Genomic DNA, 16969 nt, shown 5'->3' with positions numbered 1-16969 from the left:
CATCCCAGAGCACCGTTCGCAACGGGTGAACCGGGCCACGCATGGTGAACATGCGCCCACCGGATCACTCCAGCGCGTAGCGCAGCACGAACAGCACCGCCACCAGCCACACCGCCGGGTGCACCTCGCGCCAGCGGCCGGTGCCGGCCTTCAGCGCGGCATAGGCAATGAAGCCGAACGCCAGGCCGTTGGCGATGGAATAGGTGAACGGCATCGCCAGCGCACACAGCGCGGCGGGTACGGATTCGGTCAGGTCGCTCCAGTCCACTTCCACCAGTTCGCGCAGCATCAGTCCGGCCACGAACAGCAGCGCCGGCGCGGTGGCATAGCCGGGCACCATCGCCGCCAGCGGCGAGAACAACAGCGCGGCCAGGAACAAGGCAGCCACCACCAGTGCGGTCAAACCGGTACGGCCGCCCACCTGCACGCCCGAGGCGCTTTCGGCGAAGGCGGTGGTGCTGCTGGTGCCCAGCAGCGAGCCGGCCACAATCGCCGTGCTGTCGGCCAGCAGAGCGCGGCCGAACCGCTTCTGCGCGCCCGGCAGTTTCAGCAGGCCGGCACGGCCGACCACGCCATACAGCGTGCCGGTGGCATCGAACACTTCCACCAGCACGAACACCAGCACCACCTGCAGCAGCACGGCGATCGGCGCGCCGCCGTTGTGGTGCAGCAGGCCAGGCAGGTCCAGCTGCAGGAAGGTCGGCGCCAGGCTCGGCGGCAACGACACCAGCCCGTGGTACTGCAGATCGCCCAACGCCCAGCCGGCCGCGGTCACCGCCAGGATGCCGATCAGGATCGCACCGCGCACACGCCGCGCTTCCAGGATCGCGATCAGCAGGAAACCGCCCAGTGCCAGCAGCGGCGGCGCGGTATTGAGCGGGCCCAGCGCCACCAGCGTGTCCTCGTTGCCGATGATCACGCCGGATTTCTGCAGCGCGATGATGGCCAGGAACAGGCCGATGCCGGCCACGATCGCCGACCGCAACGACGCCGGAATGCCCGACACCAGCCACGCGCGCACGCCGGTCAGCGACAGCACCAGGAACACCAGGCCGGAAATGAACACCGCCGCCAGCGCCTGCTGCCAGGGCAGGCCGGCAGCGCCGACCACGGTGAAGGCGAAGAACGCATTCAAGCCCATGCCCGGGGCCATGCCCACCGGGAAGTTGGCCGCCAGTGCCATCACCACCGAGCCCAGCGCCGCGGCCAGACAGGTGGCCACGAACACCGCACCGGCGTCCATGCCGGTGGTGCCCAGGATCTCGGGATTGACGAAGACGATGTAGGACATCGTCAGGAAGGTGGTGACACCGGCCAGCAGTTCGGTGCGCACGGTGGTGCCGTGCTGCTGCAGCTGGAACAGGCGTTCGAACAGGGACATCGCAGATCTCTCGTACCTGCACGCCCTGCCGCCCGAAGGACCGGCGGGTGCGTCGCCAGGCGGTTAGAAGTGGTAGTTCAACTTCAGCGTAACGCTGCTGTAGTTGGTATGGAAGCTGCGTCGCGCCGCAGCGGGGTAGTTGGGATCTTCCAGGTAAACCGGGCTGGAGCCCAGATGGGTGTAACGGTACTCCGCACCCGCCGAAAGCTGGTCGCTGAAGCGGTACAGCACGCCTGCGCCGACGTTCGCGCCGGTGGATACATGGGATGCGCGGGTTTCGAATTCGGCCACGCGGCAGCCGTTGGTGGCCTCCACCAGCGACTTGTCGCAGCCCAGCGAAAACTCCTGGCGGGCCACGCTCACGCCGGCGCTGACGTACGGCAGCCACTGGCCCGCCGCGTAACCCAGCTTCAGGTTGATCGCACCCGAACGGGTCACCGCATCCTTGCCGTAGTAAGGGCTGTACCGATGGTTGTCGCGGTCCTTCCACTCCTGGTTGACGTTGCCGAAGGAAAGGGCGCCTTCGATCCCGGCGACCACATTGTTGTCGAACTGCCAGTTGCGGCCGGCCTGCAGCCCGCCAGCAAAGCCGCGGATGCTCTTTTCAGAGGCATTGGTGTTGCTGCGGTCCTGGCTGTGGCCTTCGCCATGGCTGGCATGGGCACCCAGGTAGATGCCTTCCCAGTTCGCCGGCGCGGCCGCGGCAGTGCCGGACAGCAGCAGCGCTGCCGTGGTGGAGATCAATGCTTTCATGGTGTTTTCCTACGAGGGGGATGAATCGGGTGCGTAGGAAAACCGAAGCGTTGGGCCGGGAACATACAACGAGTTGCAAAGTGTGGAGGATGCCGTGTGCGACAAGGAATCAACACTGCTTTACACGGGCAGCCTTCAGCCGGGTGGCGTTGAAGCGCGTCGCGAAGAGGCCAAAAGCGTCAACAAAAATCGATTGCGGCCCATGAAAGGCGAAAGGCCGCGCGAGCGCGGCCTTTCGTTCTTGCTTACTTCAGCGCCTTGAAGCGCAGGCGCTTCGGCGCAGCGTCGTCGCCCATGCGGCGGCGCTTGTCTTCTTCGTACTCGCGGTAGTTGCCCTGGAAGAACTCCACGTGCGAATCGCCTTCGAACGCCAGGATGTGGGTCGCGATGCGATCCAGGAACCAGCGGTCATGCGAAATGACGAAGGTGTTGCCCGGGAACTCCAGCAGCGCATCTTCCAGCGCACGCAGGGTTTCGATGTCCAGATCGTTGGACGGTTCGTCGAGCAGCAGCACGTTGCCACCCTGCAGCAGGGTCTTGGCCATGTGCAGGCGGCCACGCTCACCACCGGACAGCGAACCGACCATTTTCTGCTGGTCCTGGCCCTTGAAGTTGAAGCGGCCGATGTAGGCGCGCGACTGGATCTCGATGCCGTTGATGTTGAGGATGTCCAGGCCGCCCGCGATTTCCTGGAACACGCTGTGGTTGCCTTCCAGCGCGTCGCGGCTCTGGTCCACGTAGGACAGCTGCACGGTCGGGCCGACCACGATCTCGCCGGTGTCCGGCTTTTCCTGGCCGGTGATCATCTTGAACAGGGTCGACTTACCGGCACCGTTGGGGCCGATGATGCCGACGATGGCGCCCGAGGGCACCAGGAAGTTCAGGTTGTCGAACAGCAGGCGGTCGCCGAACTTCTTGGAGACGTTCTTGAATTCCATCACCGCCTGGCCCAGGCGCTCGCCCGGCGGGATGAAGATTTCATTGGTCTCGTTGCGCTTCTGGTAATCGACCGACTGCAGCTCTTCCAGGCGGGCCAGACGGGCCTTGCCCTTGGTGCGGCCGCCCTTGGCGTTCTGGCGCGACCACTCCAGTTCCTTCTGGATCGCCTTCTGGCGAGCCTTTTCCTGGTTGTCTTCCTGCTTCAGGCGCTCATCCTTCTGGGTCAGCCAGTCGGTGTAGTTGCCCTTCCACGGAATGCCGCGGCCACGGTCCAGTTCCAGGATCCACTCGGCGGCGTTGTCCAGGAAGTAGCGATCATGGGTGACCGCCACGACGGTGCCGGTGTAGCGCGCAAGGAACTGTTCCAGCCATTCCACCGACTCGGCGTCGAGGTGGTTGGTCGGTTCGTCGAGCAGCAGCATGTCCGGCTTCTGCAGCAGCAGGCGGCACAGCGCCACACGGCGCTTTTCACCACCGGACAGCTTGCCGACGATGGCCTCCCACGGCGGCAGGCGCAGCGCATCGGCAGCCACGTCCAGCTGGTTTTCCAGCGTGTGCGCATCGCCGGCGGCGAGGATCGCCTCCAGGCGTTCCTGTTCCTTGGCCAGCGCGTCGAAATCGGCGCCTTCTTCGGCATAGGCCGCGTAGACCGCGTCCAGCGCAGCCTGTGCCTGCAGCACTTCGCCAACGCCTTCTTCAACCGCTTCACGCACGGTCTTGGTCGGGTCCAGCTCCGGTTCCTGCGCCAGGTAGCCAACCTTGATGCCGGCCTGCGGACGGGCTTCGCCCTCGAAATCGGTGTCCACGCCGGCCATGATCTTCAGCACGGTGGACTTGCCGGCGCCGTTCAGGCCCAGCAGGCCGATCTTCGCGCCCGGGAAGAAGGACAGCGAGATGTCCTTGATGATCTGCCGCTTGGGCGGGACCACCTTGGACACGCGGTTCATGGTGTAGATGTATTGCGAGGACATGAGGTCTCCGTAGGCGCGACCCTGCGCCCGGTCCGTCACGGGGAACTTCCCGTTGCGGCAGCGGGCACAGACTGAATGGAATACCCCCAATTATAGCCGGAACCGCTTACGCCCCGCGCCGTCCGCAGCGCCCGGGGCTGGCCGAGGACTGAATGGGCCGTCACAGTCCCGCAGCGGGAAGCGTTTCCAGCCGGAAACGGTTCAGATCGAATGCGCAATATGGGCTCACCACCCACCCAGCAGAGGTCTCCCATGCACATCCATCGACTCATGGCCGGCGCCGTGGCCTCTGTACTGGCGCTGGGCGCCATCGCCCCGGCCTTCGCCGACAACGACCACCGTGGTCGCGACCGCGACCGCCGTGAATGGCGAGAAGATCGCCGCGAGTGGCGCCACGACCGTCGCGACTGGGAACGCGACCGCCGCGAAGCGCGCCGTGACTACCGCCACGACCGCCGCTACGACCACGGCTATTACCGCCCGGCACCGCCGCCGCCGCGGGTGGTCTACAGCCCGGGCTACCGGCCCGGCTATGGCTATGGCTGGCAGCGTGGGCACCGCTACCGCGATTACTACCGCGGCCCGATCTACGTGGTGAACGACTACCCGCGCTACCAGCTGCGCCGCCCGCCTTACGGCCACCACTGGATCCGCGATGACCGCGGCAACATGCTGCTGGTCGCCGTGGCAACCGGCATCATCGCCGACTACATCATCAACAACCGTTGATGCAGCGCCGGGGTCGGATCCCTTTCCGCAGCAAAGGGCTCTGACCCCACAACGCCATTCGAAACCATACGGGGCCGGATTCGTTCGTCGAATCCGGCCCCGCGCTTTTCGGCCCCGCCAGGCCGGGGCGGGGCTACAATCAAGGGCTGAGTCGTACCCCTTTCCCCGCCTGCTGGAGTACCCGATGTTCCCGCGTGACGTCCGCATCGAAACCTACGATCCCGAACTGGCCAAGGCCATCGCCGCTGAGACCCAGCGCCAGGAAGACCACGTCGAGCTGATCGCCAGCGAGAACTACACCAGCCCGGCGGTGATGGAAGCCCAGGGCAGCCAGCTGACCAACAAGTACGCCGAAGGCTACCCGGGCAAGCGCTACTACGGTGGCTGCGAATACGTGGACATCGCCGAACAGCTGGCGATCGACCGCCTCAAGCAGCTGTTCGACGCGGACTATGCCAACGTGCAGCCGCACAGCGGCTCGCAGGCCAACCAGGCCGTGTACTTCGCGCTGCTGCAGCCGGGTGACACCATCCTCGGCATGAGCCTGGCCCACGGCGGCCACCTCACCCACGGCGCCAAGGTCAACGCCTCGGGCAAGCTGTTCAACGCTGTGCAGTACGGTGTGAACGATCAGGGCCTGATCGATTACGACGAAGTCGAGCGCCTGGCCCTGGAGCACAAGCCGAAGATGGTCGTTGCCGGCTTCTCGGCCTACTCGCAGGTGATCGACTGGGCGCGCTTCCGCGCCATCGCCGACAAGGTCGGTGCCTACCTGTTCGTGGACATGGCGCACGTCGCCGGTCTGGTTGCTGCTGGCGTCTATCCGAGCCCGCTGGAACATGCCCACGTGGTCACCTCGACCACCCACAAGACCCTGCGCGGTCCGCGCGGCGGCATCATCGTCGCCAAGGGCGCCAACGAAGACCTGGTCAAGAAGCTGCAGTCGATCGTGTTCCCGGGCATCCAGGGCGGTCCGCTGATGCACGTCATCGCCGGCAAGGCCGTGGCCTTCAAGGAAGCGCTGGAGCCGGGCTTCAAGACCTACCAGCAGCAGGTGGTGAAGAACGCGCAGGCGATGGCCAACACGCTCATCGCACGCGGCTACAAGATCGTCTCCGGCGGCACCCAGAACCACCTGATGCTGGTCGACATGATCGGCAAGGACGTGTCCGGCAAGGACGCGGAAGCTGCGCTGGGCAAGGCCCATATCACCGTCAACAAGAACTCGGTGCCGAACGACCCGCGTTCGCCGTTCGTGACCTCGGGCCTGCGCCTGGGCACCCCGGCCGTGACCACCCGTGGCTACACCGAGCAGGACTGCGTGGACCTGGCCAACTGGATCGCCGACGTGCTCGACGCCCCGGCCGATGAAGCCGTCATTGCCCGCGTGCGCGACGCGGTCAGCGCGCAGTGCCGCAAGTACCCGGTCTACGGTTGATCGGGCACTGGGGTCGGAGCCCTTCCCTGCGGGAAGGGTTCTGACCCCGGCACCGGAGTACCCGCGCATGGATGAGCGCCGCCTCAAGTATCTCTATGCAGCCTTGGCTGTGCCGTTGGGCGCACCCAGCGTGCTGTTCGGTGGCGCGATGGCGGTGGTGGGCATGGCGGGAAGCGTGCTTTCACTCGCCGACGGCACCGTCAACCTGCCCGGGCAGGCATTGATGCTGGTGTGGGGCCTGGTTGGCCTCGCCGGCTGCCTCGCCTGGCTTGATCTCAGCTGTGGATACTTGTTCGGAGGACGCAGCGCACTACGCACCCGCAGCCGGGTGCAGTGGGGCGCGCTGCTGCTTGGCATGCTGGCTGCGCTGCCGCTGTTGGGTATAGGGCTGTGGCTGGGCATCACCCATGGCAGCGAAGGCTTCGGTCTGCTGCTGATGGGGCCTTCGCTGCTGGTCCCGGCTGGCATGCTGTTGTGGCTGCGACCTCGCGCTTGAAGCGAGCGACCTGCAAGGAGATTCGAACGCATGGATGAGCGCCTGCACAAGCGCCTGTACATCGCCCAATGCCTGCTGCTGGGGTTGCCTGCACTGGTGGCCGGTGGCGGCGTCGCCGGCTTCGGCATCTACACCTTCCTGACCCGCCACGGCCTGATGCGCGGCGACGAAGGCGCAGTGTTGTTGCTGTGGGCGCTGGCGGGGGTGATCGGCTTGCTGGCCTGGTTGTGGCTCAGCATCCGCTACCTGCGGCGGGGGCGCGATGGCGTGCGGCACACCGCCCGTATTCCCTGGATCGGCTTGGCGCTGGGCGCGATGGCGGCGCTGGCCGTGATCGGCGTGGTGCTTTTCAGCTTGTTTGCCGGCAGTCCCTGGCAGGTACTGGGCTATCTGGTACTGGGCGTGCCGCTGCTGGTGCCGGCTGCGCATCTGGTGTGGTTGCGTCGCGCTCAGGGCCTTGCCGGACAAGGCTGATTGCCGCCTGCATTTGCTGCAAAACCCCTTCTCAGGTACCGTTGCGACGCTACCACGACCGTGGCAGCAGGTATTTCCCCTGAGCCAGGCGTTCAATGCATTGCCCCTTCTGCCAGCATGCCGATACACGGGTCATCGACTCGCGCGTCTCCGAAGACGGCGCGACGATTCGCCGTCGGCGTGAGTGCGAGGCGTGCAACGAACGCTTCAGTACGCTGGAAACCGTTGAACTGAAGCTGCCGGCCATCGTCAAGAGCGATGGCACCCGTGAAGCCTTCGATGCCCGCAAGGTCCGCGCCGGCTTTGACCGCGCGCTGCAGAAGCGTGCGGTGCCGGAAGAGAAGATCGAGGCGGCGGTGCGCGCAGTGGTGCATCAGCTGCGCATCAGCGGCGAACGCGAAGTGCCCTCGATCAAAGTGGGCGAGTTCGTGATGAATGAACTGCGCAAGCTTGACCATGTCGGTTATGTGCGTTTCGCTTCGGTGTACCGCAGTTTCGAGGACGTGGCCGATTTCCGCGAAGAAATCGAGAAGCTCGAACGCGATCTGCCTTCCAGCACCGAGCAGTTGCAGCTGCTGGGCGATGTGATTGCCCTGACCAAGAAAAAGAAGGGCTGACGGCCTCTGCATCGGTAGCTGCCAACCTTGGTTGGCGCCGTGTCGCCCATCCACGCATGGCGTGGATCTACTGGGCTCTGCCAACCTTGGTTGGTGCCGTGCCGCCCATCCACGCATGGCGTGGATCTACTGGGCCTTGGCTGGCATCGTGCTGACGGCGGTACCATGGCGGCATGAGCACATCGTTCACCGTCCTTGACCACCTGCACATGGCCAGCGCGTTGCGGCTCGCCGAGCGTGCGGCCTATACCACCCGCCCCAACCCGATGGTCGGCTGCGTGATCGCCCATGGCGACCGCGTGGTCGGGCAGGGCTGGCACCAGCGTGCCGGCGGCCCGCATGCCGAAGTGTTCGCTCTGCGCGAGGCCGGCAGCGAAGCGCGTGGTGCCACCGCCTACGTCACCCTGGAACCATGCGCGCACTACGGACGCACGCCACCGTGCGCGTTGGCGCTGATAGACGCCGGTGTGTCGCGCGTTGTGGCCGCCATGCGCGACCCGTTCCCGAAGGTCGATGGCGGTGGTTTCGACCTGCTGCGCGACGCCGGCATCGAGGTCGCCGAGGGCTTGATGGCCGCGCAGGCGCGCGAGCTCAACAAGGGATTCCTGTCGCGCGTGGAACGCGGTCGTCCGTGGCTGCGGGTGAAACTGGCCGCCAGCCTCGATGGCCGCACCGCGATGGCCGACGGCAGTTCGAAGTGGATCACCGGCCCCGCCGCGCGCGAAGATGTGCAGCACTGGCGCGCGCGCGCTGGCGCGATCCTCACCGGCGCCGACACCGTGCTCGCCGACGACCCGATGCTGACCGTGCGCTTGGCTGACACTGAAGTCATGCCGCCACTGCGCGTCGTCCTCGATTCGCGCCTGCGCTCGCTGGAATGCAGCCGGGTGCGCGAGGGTGGGGCGCCCACGCTGTACCTGCACGATGCAATGATCAGCCCACCCGACGCCGCCGACGCGGCCTTTGCCAGCGTAGCCGTCCGCCACGGCCGCCTTGATCTGGGCGCGGTGTTGGCACTGCTGGCCGAGCGCGGCATCAACGAAGTGCACACCGAAGCCGGTGCAACGCTGGCCGGCGCACTGGTGCGTGGTGGCTGGGTGGACGAACTGCTGATGTACCAGGCGCCAACACTGCTGGGCGACAGCGGCCGTCCGTTGCTGGCCGACCTCGGCATCGACGTGATGGACCAGCAGCGTCGATTGCATGTGGTCGACCAGCGCCAGGTGGGTGAGGATCTGCGGTTGCTGCTGCGGCCATGAAGAAGGGGACGGAGGGGATTACGTCGTTTGTGGCAAAAACGCCGTAATCCCCTCCGTCCCCTTTTTCAGTTCAACGATCCTCGCCAGGCGGGTGCTCGTTCCACTCGAAGAATGGCAGGAACGCATCGGCCAGCCCGCCCATCAGCGGCGAGGGGTTCTGTACGCGCCAAGCGCCACCGTCATGATCGCGCTCGAAGGACACGGTGATGATCCTCTCCCGGTCCGGTGCCGTCGCGATCATCTGCGTATACGCCGTGGCCAGTTCGCTCGACATCTGCGGTGGATGTGGTCCGTTGAATGGCACCGGATGCGCACGATAGACGGGCAGCAGGGCCGTCAGGTCCGGCAGGTGGCAACGGTAGTCAACATCGGCAATGTCTGCCTGCGGATGATGCATGCTGCCGACACTGCAACGCACCGATGTCTGGCGCCTGCGCAGGGCCGCGGCGGCCTGCGGCCAATCGGCCATTTCAGGCGCCTGGTCCAGGTGGCTTACGCTCGCCAGCGCCGCCGCGATCGCCGGGCCCTTGGATGTACCCAGATAGCGGCCCAGCTCGGCCTGGGCGGCGGTATCGCCGTGCACGATCACCTGTGCGTACAGCTCGAACACGTGTCCGGGCGTGGGCACAGGCGGCGCCGCCAGTGCCGCAACCGGGGCCAGCAATGCAGCCAGCCCCAGTCGCTTCAGCGCAGTGAACTCACGCGCACGCATCGGTCCACATCATCTCGGCCATCGGACGCAGTGCCTTGCACTCCTGCGTCATTTCCTCGGCCGACATCACCTGCGTCTTGGCCTTCAACTCTTCGGTCATCGCATCCACACCGCTGATCTGGTCCGGTGCGATCTTCGCCACGCAGCTGCGGTGCTGCTGCAGCAGAAGATCGCAGGCCGGCACGCCGGTCACCTTCGGTGCCTTGGCTGCTTCAACGTCCTGCATCCAGCCATCGAACGGCGCCAGCGCATCCAGCACCGGGCCCACCAGATCATCGAAGTTGCTGCTGTACCAGTAGCCCTTGTCCTTGGCGGTGTACAGGGTGAGGGTGCCGGTCACGGCCTTGCGCGGGCCACTCTGCAGGGCCTGGGTATAGGCCTCGGTGAAGCGCGCGCGCGGAGCCTTGTCCTCACCCGTCAGGCTGGCGAGGAACAGCGGCTGTACGCTGCTGAGGTCGGCCAGCTGGCAGCTGAAATCGACCTTGGCGATCTTCTGGTCGTCCACATACTCGTTGTCTTCCACGGTGCTGCGCGTGGCACGGCACTGCGAGGCCTTCAGCGCCTTGGCGTACATCGCTTCCGCCGCTGCCGGATCGCCCTTCACTCCAGCCACGGCCAGCACCGTCTGCCACGGCTCGGCCAGCGCCTGGGCCATCATGCCCGGCACCGGCGTTACCGAATCCTGGCCGTCGAAGGCCGGCTTCAATGCATCGTTGAGCGTGCGCGTGGCGGCGGCATCGTCTTCCAGCAATGCGCGTGCGTACAGATCGAAGGTCTGTTCGGGCGTCAGCTGCGCCGGGGCGGCCGCGGCGAGCAAGGGGGCGCACAGCAGTGCGGTGGCCAGCAGGCCGCGGATCGGGGTCTTCATGACGGTGTTCCTGTTCCAGAGGGCGGCAAGCCTAGCGCAATTGTCATTGCATTCGATGGCGCGCGACAGCCAAGCGTGTTGCGCGCGGCGGCCAACAAAAAACGGGCCCCTTGCGGGACCCGTTCGATCACACGACGAGGATCGGGCAATCAGAAGCTGGCGCGCACGCCGGCCGAGTACTGGGTGACGTCGCGGTAGCCGGAGATCTCGCCCACCAGACCCCAGGTCCGGGTGAAGTTGATCTGGCCGCCAACGGTGCCGACCCAGGTGCCCTTGAATTCGTTGCCACCGTCCATGTAACCGGCCTTGATCCAGGCTTCGGTCATGCGCGAAGGCTTGCCACGCAGGCCCATGGTGGCGCGCACCAGGTTGGTGTGGTCCTTCACGCTGAAGCGGCCGTAGTCCACGTCCTTGACGGTGATTTCAGCCTGCTGGCGGACCCAGGCGATGTCGGCGGTGTAGTCGACGCGGTCGCTGAAGGGCATGTGGTAACCGATGCCCAGCTCCGGCTGGTTCAGCTTGAGCTTCATCGAGCCGTAGTCGTAGTCGTACGACTTGCTGCCGTAGTTCCAGCCGCCGAACACATGCACCTGCTCGGCCAGCGCGATCGAACCGCGCACGTAGCCACCATCAACCTTCGGGTCGTTGAACGCTTCGTCGTCGGTCTTGACCTGGGTCCAGCCGCCTTCGACATAGGTGTAGCTCAGGGCGTCGGCCGAGGCCGAGAACGGGGCGGCGGCCAGCAGGGCGGCCACGATCAGGATCTTGCGCATGGGAATTCCTGTGAATTTCAGTCCATTGGCGGTCCACCTATGCGGCAGTCCGTGGCGACCTCATGTCGTCCGATCGCCGATTTTAATGAAAGTTTTACGAAAGGCCAGCCGCTGGCGACCTTGCGCTCGCCATAGCGCGAACTCCGTCACAACTGAACGGTGGGCAGCCGGGTCAGTCCCGGCCCCGCAGAGGGGGCTGCTACAATGGCCGCGCCGGTTCGCCGGTACACAAACGTCTTCAGGGCGGGGTGCAATTCCCCACCGGCGGTAGGTGCGCAAGCACGAGCCCGCGAGCGCCCCGGCCTTACCGTCGGGGGTCAGCAGATCCGGTCCAATGCCGGAGCCGACGGTCATAGTCCGGATGAAAGAAGACGGTGCCACAGGGCCTTTGCGGCCCTGCGCCCGCCTGTTTGCCTTGCGGCGTTTTTCGCTCACTTTTCGCGGAGAACGTTACTTGTTTACTGGAATCATCGAAGGCGTCGGCCGTCTGGCCGCTCGCGAATCCATCGGCGGCGATGTCCGCTTCACCTTCAATGTCGGCAACCTGCCGTTCGACAACGTGCAGATGGGCGAGAGCATCGCCATCAACGGCGTCTGCCTCACCGTCATCGCGTTCGATGCCGGCAGCTTCCAGGCCGATGCGTCCACCGAGACCCTGGGCCTGACCACGCTGGGCCAGCTGGCCGAAGGTGCAGTCATCAACCTCGAACGTGCCATGCGCCCGACCGACCGCCTCGGCGGCCATCTGGTCAGCGGCCACGTCGACGGCCTCGGCCAGGTGCTGTCCATCCACGAAGATGCCCGCGCGCAGCGTTGGCGTTTCGCCGCGCCGGCCGCGCTGCGCCGCTACATCGCCAAGAAGGGCTCCATCTGCGTGGACGGCGTCAGCCTCACCGTCAACGAAGTGGATGACGAAGGCTTTGAAGTGGCACTGATCCCGCACACCGTGGCCAATACCGCGTTCTCGGCCACTGGCGTGGGCAGCGCGATCAATCTTGAAATCGATCTGGTCGCTCGTTATGTGGAACGCCTGATCAGTGTACCGACCAACGGTCAGCACCCACAGGGAGATACCCCATGAACTTCGCCCCCATCCCCGAAATCTTGGAAGACATCCGCCTGGGCCGCATGGTCGTCATCGTCGATGACGAAGACCGCGAGAACGAAGGCGACCTGATCATGGCTGCCGAGCTGGTCAAGGCCAGCGACATCAACTTCATGGTCACCCACGGCCGTGGCCTGGTGTGCCTGCCGCTCACCCGCACCCGCGCCGCCGACCTCGGCCTGGCACCGATGGTGCAGGCCAATACCGCGCAGTTCCAGACCAACTTCACGGTCAGCATCGAGGCCGCCGAGGGCGTCACCACCGGCATCTCGGCGCACGATCGCGCGCACACCATCCGTACCGCGGTGAAGCCCAACGCCAAGCCGTCTGACCTGCACCAGCCGGGCCACATCTTCCCGCTGATCGCCCAGCCAGGCGGTGTGCTGACCCGTGCCGGCCATACTGAAGCCGGCGTGGACCTGGCCATGCTGGCCGGGCTGGAACCCGCCGGCGTGCTGGTGGAGATCCTCAACCCGGACGGCAGCATGGCGCGCCGCCCGGAGCTGGAAGTGTTCGCCCGCGAGCACGGCCTGAAGATGGGCTCCATCGCCGACCTGATCGCCTACCGCCTGGCCACCGAAAAGACGGTCGAGCGCGTGGACGAGCGCGAGATCGACACCGAATTCGGCCCGTTCAAGCTGGTCACCTACCGCGACCGCATCGCGCACGACCTGCATTTCGCGCTGGTGCGTGGCACCCCGGATGCCGACACCCCGACCCTGGTGCGGGTGCAGGTGGAAAACCCGCTGGCCGACCTGCTGCACTGGCGCCGCGATGACTTCGGCGTGGCTGCCACCGATGCCCTGCGTGCCATCGATGCCGAAGGCAGTGGCGTGATGGTGGTGCTGTCGGCCCCGCGCGATGGCGAAGGCCTGCTGGCCCGCCTGCGCCAGCAGCCGGCGCCGGTGGTGCCCGGCAAGGACAAGGACGTGAGCCAGTGGCGCCGCAACGGTGCCGGCGCGCAGATCCTGTCCGACCTGGGCCTGGGCAAGCTGCGCGCACCGCAGTTGCCGGCCAGCGGCCGGCACTACCCGGCAACCACAGGGCACCGCAGTTGCCGGCCAGCGGCCGGCACTACCCGGCAACCACAGGGCACCGCAGTTGCCGGCCAGCGGCCGGCACTACCCGTCAACCTCAGCGCACTGCAGTTGCCGGCCAGCGGCCGGCACTACCCGGTAGCCACAGCGCACCGCAGTTGCCGGCCAGCGGCCGGCACTACCCGTGGTAGCGGCAACGGCCGGGGCCCATCCACGGTAGAATTACCCCTTAATCGAATCCCAAGCCGCATATGAGCCACTACGAAGGCGATCTTCGCACTCCCGAATCGGCGCGCTTCGCCATCCTGGCCAGCCGCTGGAATGCCCGCATCACCGATGTGCTGGTCGCTGGCGCCCGCCAGAGCCTGGCCGGCAACGGCATTGCCGAAGCCAGCATCGACGTGATCCGCGTGCCGGGTGCCTGGGAACTGCCCTTGGTTGCCGCGCGCCTGGCCGCCGCCCACGAACACGCCGCCATCCTCACCCTGGGCTGCGTGATCCGTGGCGACACCCGTCACTACGAACACGTGGCCGACCGCTGTGCCGAAGGCCTGATGCGCGTGCAGCTGGACTTCGGCGTGCCGGTGCTGAACGGCGTGCTGGCAGTGGAACGCGTGGAAGATGCCGAGGCCCGCGCAGGCGGCAGCCACGGCAACAAGGGCGAGGAAGTCGCACTCGCCGCATTGGAAATGGTCAACCTTCTGGAGCAGCTGCCATGAACAAGAACACCCAGGGCAAGCCCTCCGGTAAACCCGTCCGCCGCGATGGCATCGATCCGGTGCTGCGCTCGCGCGCGCGCCGTCGTGCCGTGCAGGCCATCTACGCCTGGCAGATCTCCGGTGGCAACGGCCAGTCGCTGATCGCCCAGTTCGCCCACGAGCAGGCCCGCGAAATCGCCGACCTGGCGTACTTCGAAGCGCTGGTGCATGGCGTGCTCGACAACCGTCGCGACATCGACGAAGCCCTCGGCCCGTACCTGGACCGTGGCATCGAAGAAGTGGACGCGATCGAACGCGCGGTGCTGCGCCTGGCCGCCTACGAGCTGCGCTACCGTCTGGATGTGCCGTACCGCGTAGTGATCAACGAAGCCATCGAATCGGCCAAGCGCTTCGGTTCCGAACACGGCCACACCTACGTCAACGGCGTGCTGGATCGTGCCGCCGTGGAATGGCGCAAGGTCGAATCGGGTCACTGACCCACCTGTGCCCGCCTTGGGCGGGTCTGGACGCTTCCGGGTAGATGCCAACCTTGGTTGGCACGGTTGGGATCCTGCTTTGGTGGGGTCGATTGTTAGTCGACCGCCTTTCGAACAGCGGTCTTGATGTCGGACGGGAGAGCAGTCGACTAGCAGTCGACTCTACCCAGCCGGTTCCACCCAACCGGCATCATCCGCCCGCATCCGCGCCCGCCGCCCATCCATGCAACCCGCCGGAGCACCCCATGTCCCTGGCCGAATTCACCCTCATCGACCGCATCCGCGCCCGCACCGTCGAGCGCGACGACATCGTGCTTGGCATTGGCGATGACGCTGCACTGCTGCAGCCGCGCCCGAACGAGCAACTGGTGGTCACCGCCGACACCCTCAACAGCGGCGTGCACTTCCCGGCCGAAACGCCGGCGTTCGATATCGGCTGGAAGACGCTGGCCGTCAACCTGTCCGACCTCGCCGCGATGGGCGCGCGCCCGGCGTGGTGCACGCTGGCGCTGTCGTTGCCGGAAGCCAGCGAAGACTGGATCGAGGCCTTCGCCGACGGTTTCTTCGCACTGGCCGACCAGCACGACATTGCGCTGATTGGTGGCGACACCACACGTGGCCCGCTGTCGTTGTCGGTTGCCGCGATGGGGCAGGTCTCACGTGGCCAGGCGCTGCGTCGTGATCGCGCACAGATTGGTGATGACATCTGGGTCAGCGGCACCCTCGGCGACGCTGCCGGTGCGCTGCGGCTATGGCAGCAGGGTGCACTGAACGTCGCCGCCGCCACGCTGCTGGCCGACTACGAAACCCTGCGCCTGCGTCTGCTGCGTCCCACGCCGCGGGTGACCCTGGGCCTGCGCCTGCGCGCGTTCGCACATGCGGCGGTGGATATCTCCGATGGCCTGTTGGCCGACCTTGGCCACATCGCGGCACGCAGCGGCGTGCGCGCCGAAGTCGATGCCGACGCGTTGCCGATGTCGGCGGCGCTGCGCGAACTGCTGGGCCGCGATGCTGCCCGTGAGTGCGCGCTGCACGGTGGCGACGATTACGAACTGTGCTTCACCGCCGCCGCCGACCAGCGCGACGCGTTGCACTTCGTTGCCGAATCGCTGGATCTGCCGATCACTCGCATCGGCCGGATCATGGAAGGGCAGGGCGTGCATACCGAAGGCCATGATGGCCCCAGCGGGTACGAGCACTTCGCCTGAAGCACGGCGGGTCGGATCCTTTTGCAACGCAAAGGGCTCTGACCCCAACCTGACGCTATCGCGGTGTTGTGGTAGGTGCCAACCAAGGTTGGCATGCCGTCTCGTTCTCCATATGGTCTTGCGGCCATGCCAACCAAGGTTGGCATCTACCAGAAGCGATGCAGCTTTCGCTCAAGCTGCGTGCACTTGCAAACTGACATATTCGGCCAGCCCACGGCAGGCCAGTATCAATCCCTCGCGCACGTCATCGCCCACCTGCTGCCCCTCATCGCCGTCCACGCGTACACGCTCGATGGCATGCAGTAGTTCCAGCAGCAGTGTCAGCCCGGCATTGGCACGGTCGAGGCGGGCCATCGCGATGCCGTGGCCCTGATTGCGGGTTTTCCAGGGCCAAGGTCGCCCGTCGGCGGCCTCCACGTGGCGAATGCGCTGCAGGCAGCCGAGCAGGGTAATGCCCTCGTCGGCGTGGGCGCCCATCGTGCTGCCCAGCGTGGTTTCCAGTGCTTTGGCCAAGTCATCCGGCAGGCGTTCGACGGCGTCGCCCAGTGTGGCGAACAGATAGGGATAGAGCGAAGAAGTCATGGCGGCATCCTTGTGCATGTAGCAAGGGGCCACTGTCGCGCGGGTGCGAGGGTGGCAGGCGGTGCGTGGTTGCAATACCGGAGGTTGATGTAGAAGCGCCGGCGGGCACGAGGCCCCCACGCACCGCCCGCCATAAACGCGCGGACGGATTGCCTGCCGACGCCACCCGAGGGATGGGCGACGCCGACAGGCAAGCGTAAACAACACATCAACCTAACGGGATTGCAAGCCCGTGCCACCTGTTGTCGGTGGCGATCCATGATGTGCACGGAAGTGCCGCTGCACCAATCAGACAAGTTTCAAATTCGAAATCATTGCAATGTGCGTGCACAGCGAAGCGCAGATGCAGAATGGTTCGATTGCGTCATTCCGCGCCGCACATGGAAGCGGTAGCGCCGGACCATGCCCGATGGCTCTACAGCAAGCTCATCG

General features: G+C 66.0%; 17 protein-coding genes, 1 pseudogene and 1 riboswitch. Of the genes and pseudogenes, 11 read left to right on the top strand and 7 right to left on the bottom strand.

The features are described from left to right. Positions 1 to 64: 64 nt before the first annotated feature. The 3 genes from AB4Y98_RS15895 to ettA form a co-directional block, all read right to left on the bottom strand. Positions 65 to 1381 (bottom strand): NCS2 family permease, encoded by a 1317-nt coding sequence (locus tag AB4Y98_RS15895; protein ID WP_025876668.1) that lies wholly within the window; start codon positions 1379 to 1381, stop codon positions 65 to 67. A gap of 63 nt (positions 1382 to 1444) precedes the next feature. Continuing rightward, positions 1445 to 2134: an outer membrane protein gene (locus tag AB4Y98_RS15890; protein ID WP_312785965.1), complete on the bottom strand. Its 690-nt coding sequence runs from the start codon at positions 2132 to 2134 to the stop codon at positions 1445 to 1447. Positions 2135 to 2379: 245 nt separating this feature from the next. Next, the gene (ettA, locus tag AB4Y98_RS15885) at positions 2380 to 4044 is read right to left on the bottom strand and encodes an energy-dependent translational throttle protein EttA (RefSeq protein ID WP_442244674.1); all 1665 of its coding nucleotides are present in this window, start codon (positions 4042 to 4044) and stop codon (positions 2380 to 2382) included. A gap of 252 nt (positions 4045 to 4296) precedes the next feature. On the opposite strand from ettA, the gene AB4Y98_RS15880 reads away from it, so the two are divergent. The 6 genes from AB4Y98_RS15880 (at position 4297) to ribD (ending at position 9057) form a co-directional block, all read left to right on the top strand. Beyond that, on the top strand, positions 4297 to 4773 hold the full coding sequence (locus tag AB4Y98_RS15880) for an RcnB family protein (protein WP_312785966.1): 477 nt from the start codon (positions 4297 to 4299) through the stop codon (positions 4771 to 4773). Positions 4774 to 4957: 184 nt separating this feature from the next. Next, positions 4958 to 6211, top strand: coding sequence for a serine hydroxymethyltransferase (gene glyA / locus AB4Y98_RS15875; RefSeq protein ID WP_442244673.1), 1254 nt, complete (start codon positions 4958 to 4960; stop codon positions 6209 to 6211). Positions 6212 to 6278: 67 nt separating this feature from the next. Continuing rightward, positions 6279 to 6707 (top strand): hypothetical protein, encoded by a 429-nt coding sequence (locus AB4Y98_RS15870; RefSeq protein ID WP_049469471.1) that lies wholly within the window; start codon positions 6279 to 6281, stop codon positions 6705 to 6707. Positions 6708 to 6737: 30 nt separating this feature from the next. Continuing rightward, positions 6738 to 7181: a hypothetical protein gene (locus AB4Y98_RS15865; protein WP_442244672.1), complete on the top strand. Its 444-nt coding sequence runs from the start codon at positions 6738 to 6740 to the stop codon at positions 7179 to 7181. A gap of 95 nt (positions 7182 to 7276) precedes the next feature. Then, complete coding sequence (gene nrdR, locus AB4Y98_RS15860; RefSeq protein ID WP_025876654.1) at positions 7277 to 7798, top strand: transcriptional regulator NrdR; 522 nt, start codon at positions 7277 to 7279, stop codon at positions 7796 to 7798. A 173-nt stretch (positions 7799 to 7971) separates the two neighbouring features. After that, positions 7972 to 9057 (top strand): bifunctional diaminohydroxyphosphoribosylaminopyrimidine deaminase/5-amino-6-(5-phosphoribosylamino)uracil reductase RibD, encoded by a 1086-nt coding sequence (gene ribD / locus AB4Y98_RS15855; RefSeq protein WP_442244671.1) that lies wholly within the window; start codon positions 7972 to 7974, stop codon positions 9055 to 9057. Positions 9058 to 9127: 70 nt separating this feature from the next. Here the strand turns inward: ribD and AB4Y98_RS15850 are convergent, their stop codons facing one another. The 3 genes from AB4Y98_RS15850 to AB4Y98_RS15840 all read right to left on the bottom strand — a co-directional run bounded on the left by AB4Y98_RS15850 (position 9128) and on the right by AB4Y98_RS15840 (position 11410). Then, a complete protein-coding gene (locus AB4Y98_RS15850; RefSeq protein WP_442244670.1) occupies positions 9128 to 9769 on the bottom strand; it encodes a hypothetical protein in 642 nt (213 codons plus the stop codon). After that, positions 9756 to 10637, bottom strand: a complete 882-nt coding sequence (locus AB4Y98_RS15845) for a hypothetical protein (protein WP_442244669.1) — start codon at positions 10635 to 10637, stop codon at positions 9756 to 9758. Before AB4Y98_RS15845 ends, AB4Y98_RS15850 begins: the two co-directional genes overlap by 14 nt. 149 nt (positions 10638 to 10786) lie before the next feature. Then, positions 10787 to 11410: an outer membrane beta-barrel protein gene (locus AB4Y98_RS15840; protein WP_442244668.1), complete on the bottom strand. Its 624-nt coding sequence runs from the start codon at positions 11408 to 11410 to the stop codon at positions 10787 to 10789. 230 nt (positions 11411 to 11640) lie between these two features. Then, positions 11641 to 11787: riboswitch (FMN riboswitch) on the top strand. 77 nt (positions 11788 to 11864) lie between these two features. Here AB4Y98_RS15840 and AB4Y98_RS15835 point away from each other — a divergent pair. The 5 genes and pseudogenes from AB4Y98_RS15835 (at position 11865) to thiL (ending at position 15955) form a co-directional block, all read left to right on the top strand. Then, complete coding sequence (locus AB4Y98_RS15835; RefSeq protein ID WP_346586836.1) at positions 11865 to 12491, top strand: riboflavin synthase; 627 nt, start codon at positions 11865 to 11867, stop codon at positions 12489 to 12491. Continuing rightward, positions 12488 to 13528: pseudogene (gene ribB, locus AB4Y98_RS15830) on the top strand (3,4-dihydroxy-2-butanone-4-phosphate synthase); the annotation flags it as partial. The gene AB4Y98_RS15835 and the pseudogene ribB, both read left to right, overlap by 4 nt. Before the next feature lie 275 nt (positions 13529 to 13803). Further along, positions 13804 to 14271, top strand: a complete 468-nt coding sequence (ribH, locus tag AB4Y98_RS15825) for a 6,7-dimethyl-8-ribityllumazine synthase (RefSeq protein WP_089238735.1) — start codon at positions 13804 to 13806, stop codon at positions 14269 to 14271. Further along, complete coding sequence (gene nusB / locus AB4Y98_RS15820) at positions 14268 to 14747, top strand: transcription antitermination factor NusB (protein WP_442244667.1); 480 nt, start codon at positions 14268 to 14270, stop codon at positions 14745 to 14747. Before ribH ends, nusB begins: the two co-directional genes overlap by 4 nt. Positions 14748 to 14992: 245 nt before the next feature. Then, entirely contained in the window at positions 14993 to 15955 is a 963-nt protein-coding gene (gene thiL / locus AB4Y98_RS15815; protein ID WP_442244666.1) for a thiamine-phosphate kinase, read from the top strand. A gap of 171 nt (positions 15956 to 16126) precedes the next feature. Here thiL and AB4Y98_RS15810 read toward each other — a convergent pair whose 3' ends face one another. After that, positions 16127 to 16537 (bottom strand): hypothetical protein, encoded by a 411-nt coding sequence (locus tag AB4Y98_RS15810; protein WP_230110873.1) that lies wholly within the window; start codon positions 16535 to 16537, stop codon positions 16127 to 16129. Positions 16538 to 16969 lie beyond the last annotated feature (432 nt).

This window comes from Stenotrophomonas sp. 2YAF26 (assembly GCF_052114625.1).
Taxonomy (GTDB): Bacteria; Pseudomonadota; Gammaproteobacteria; order Xanthomonadales; family Xanthomonadaceae; genus Stenotrophomonas; species Stenotrophomonas indicatrix.
This window is presented reverse-complemented; position numbering and strand designations above follow the sequence as displayed.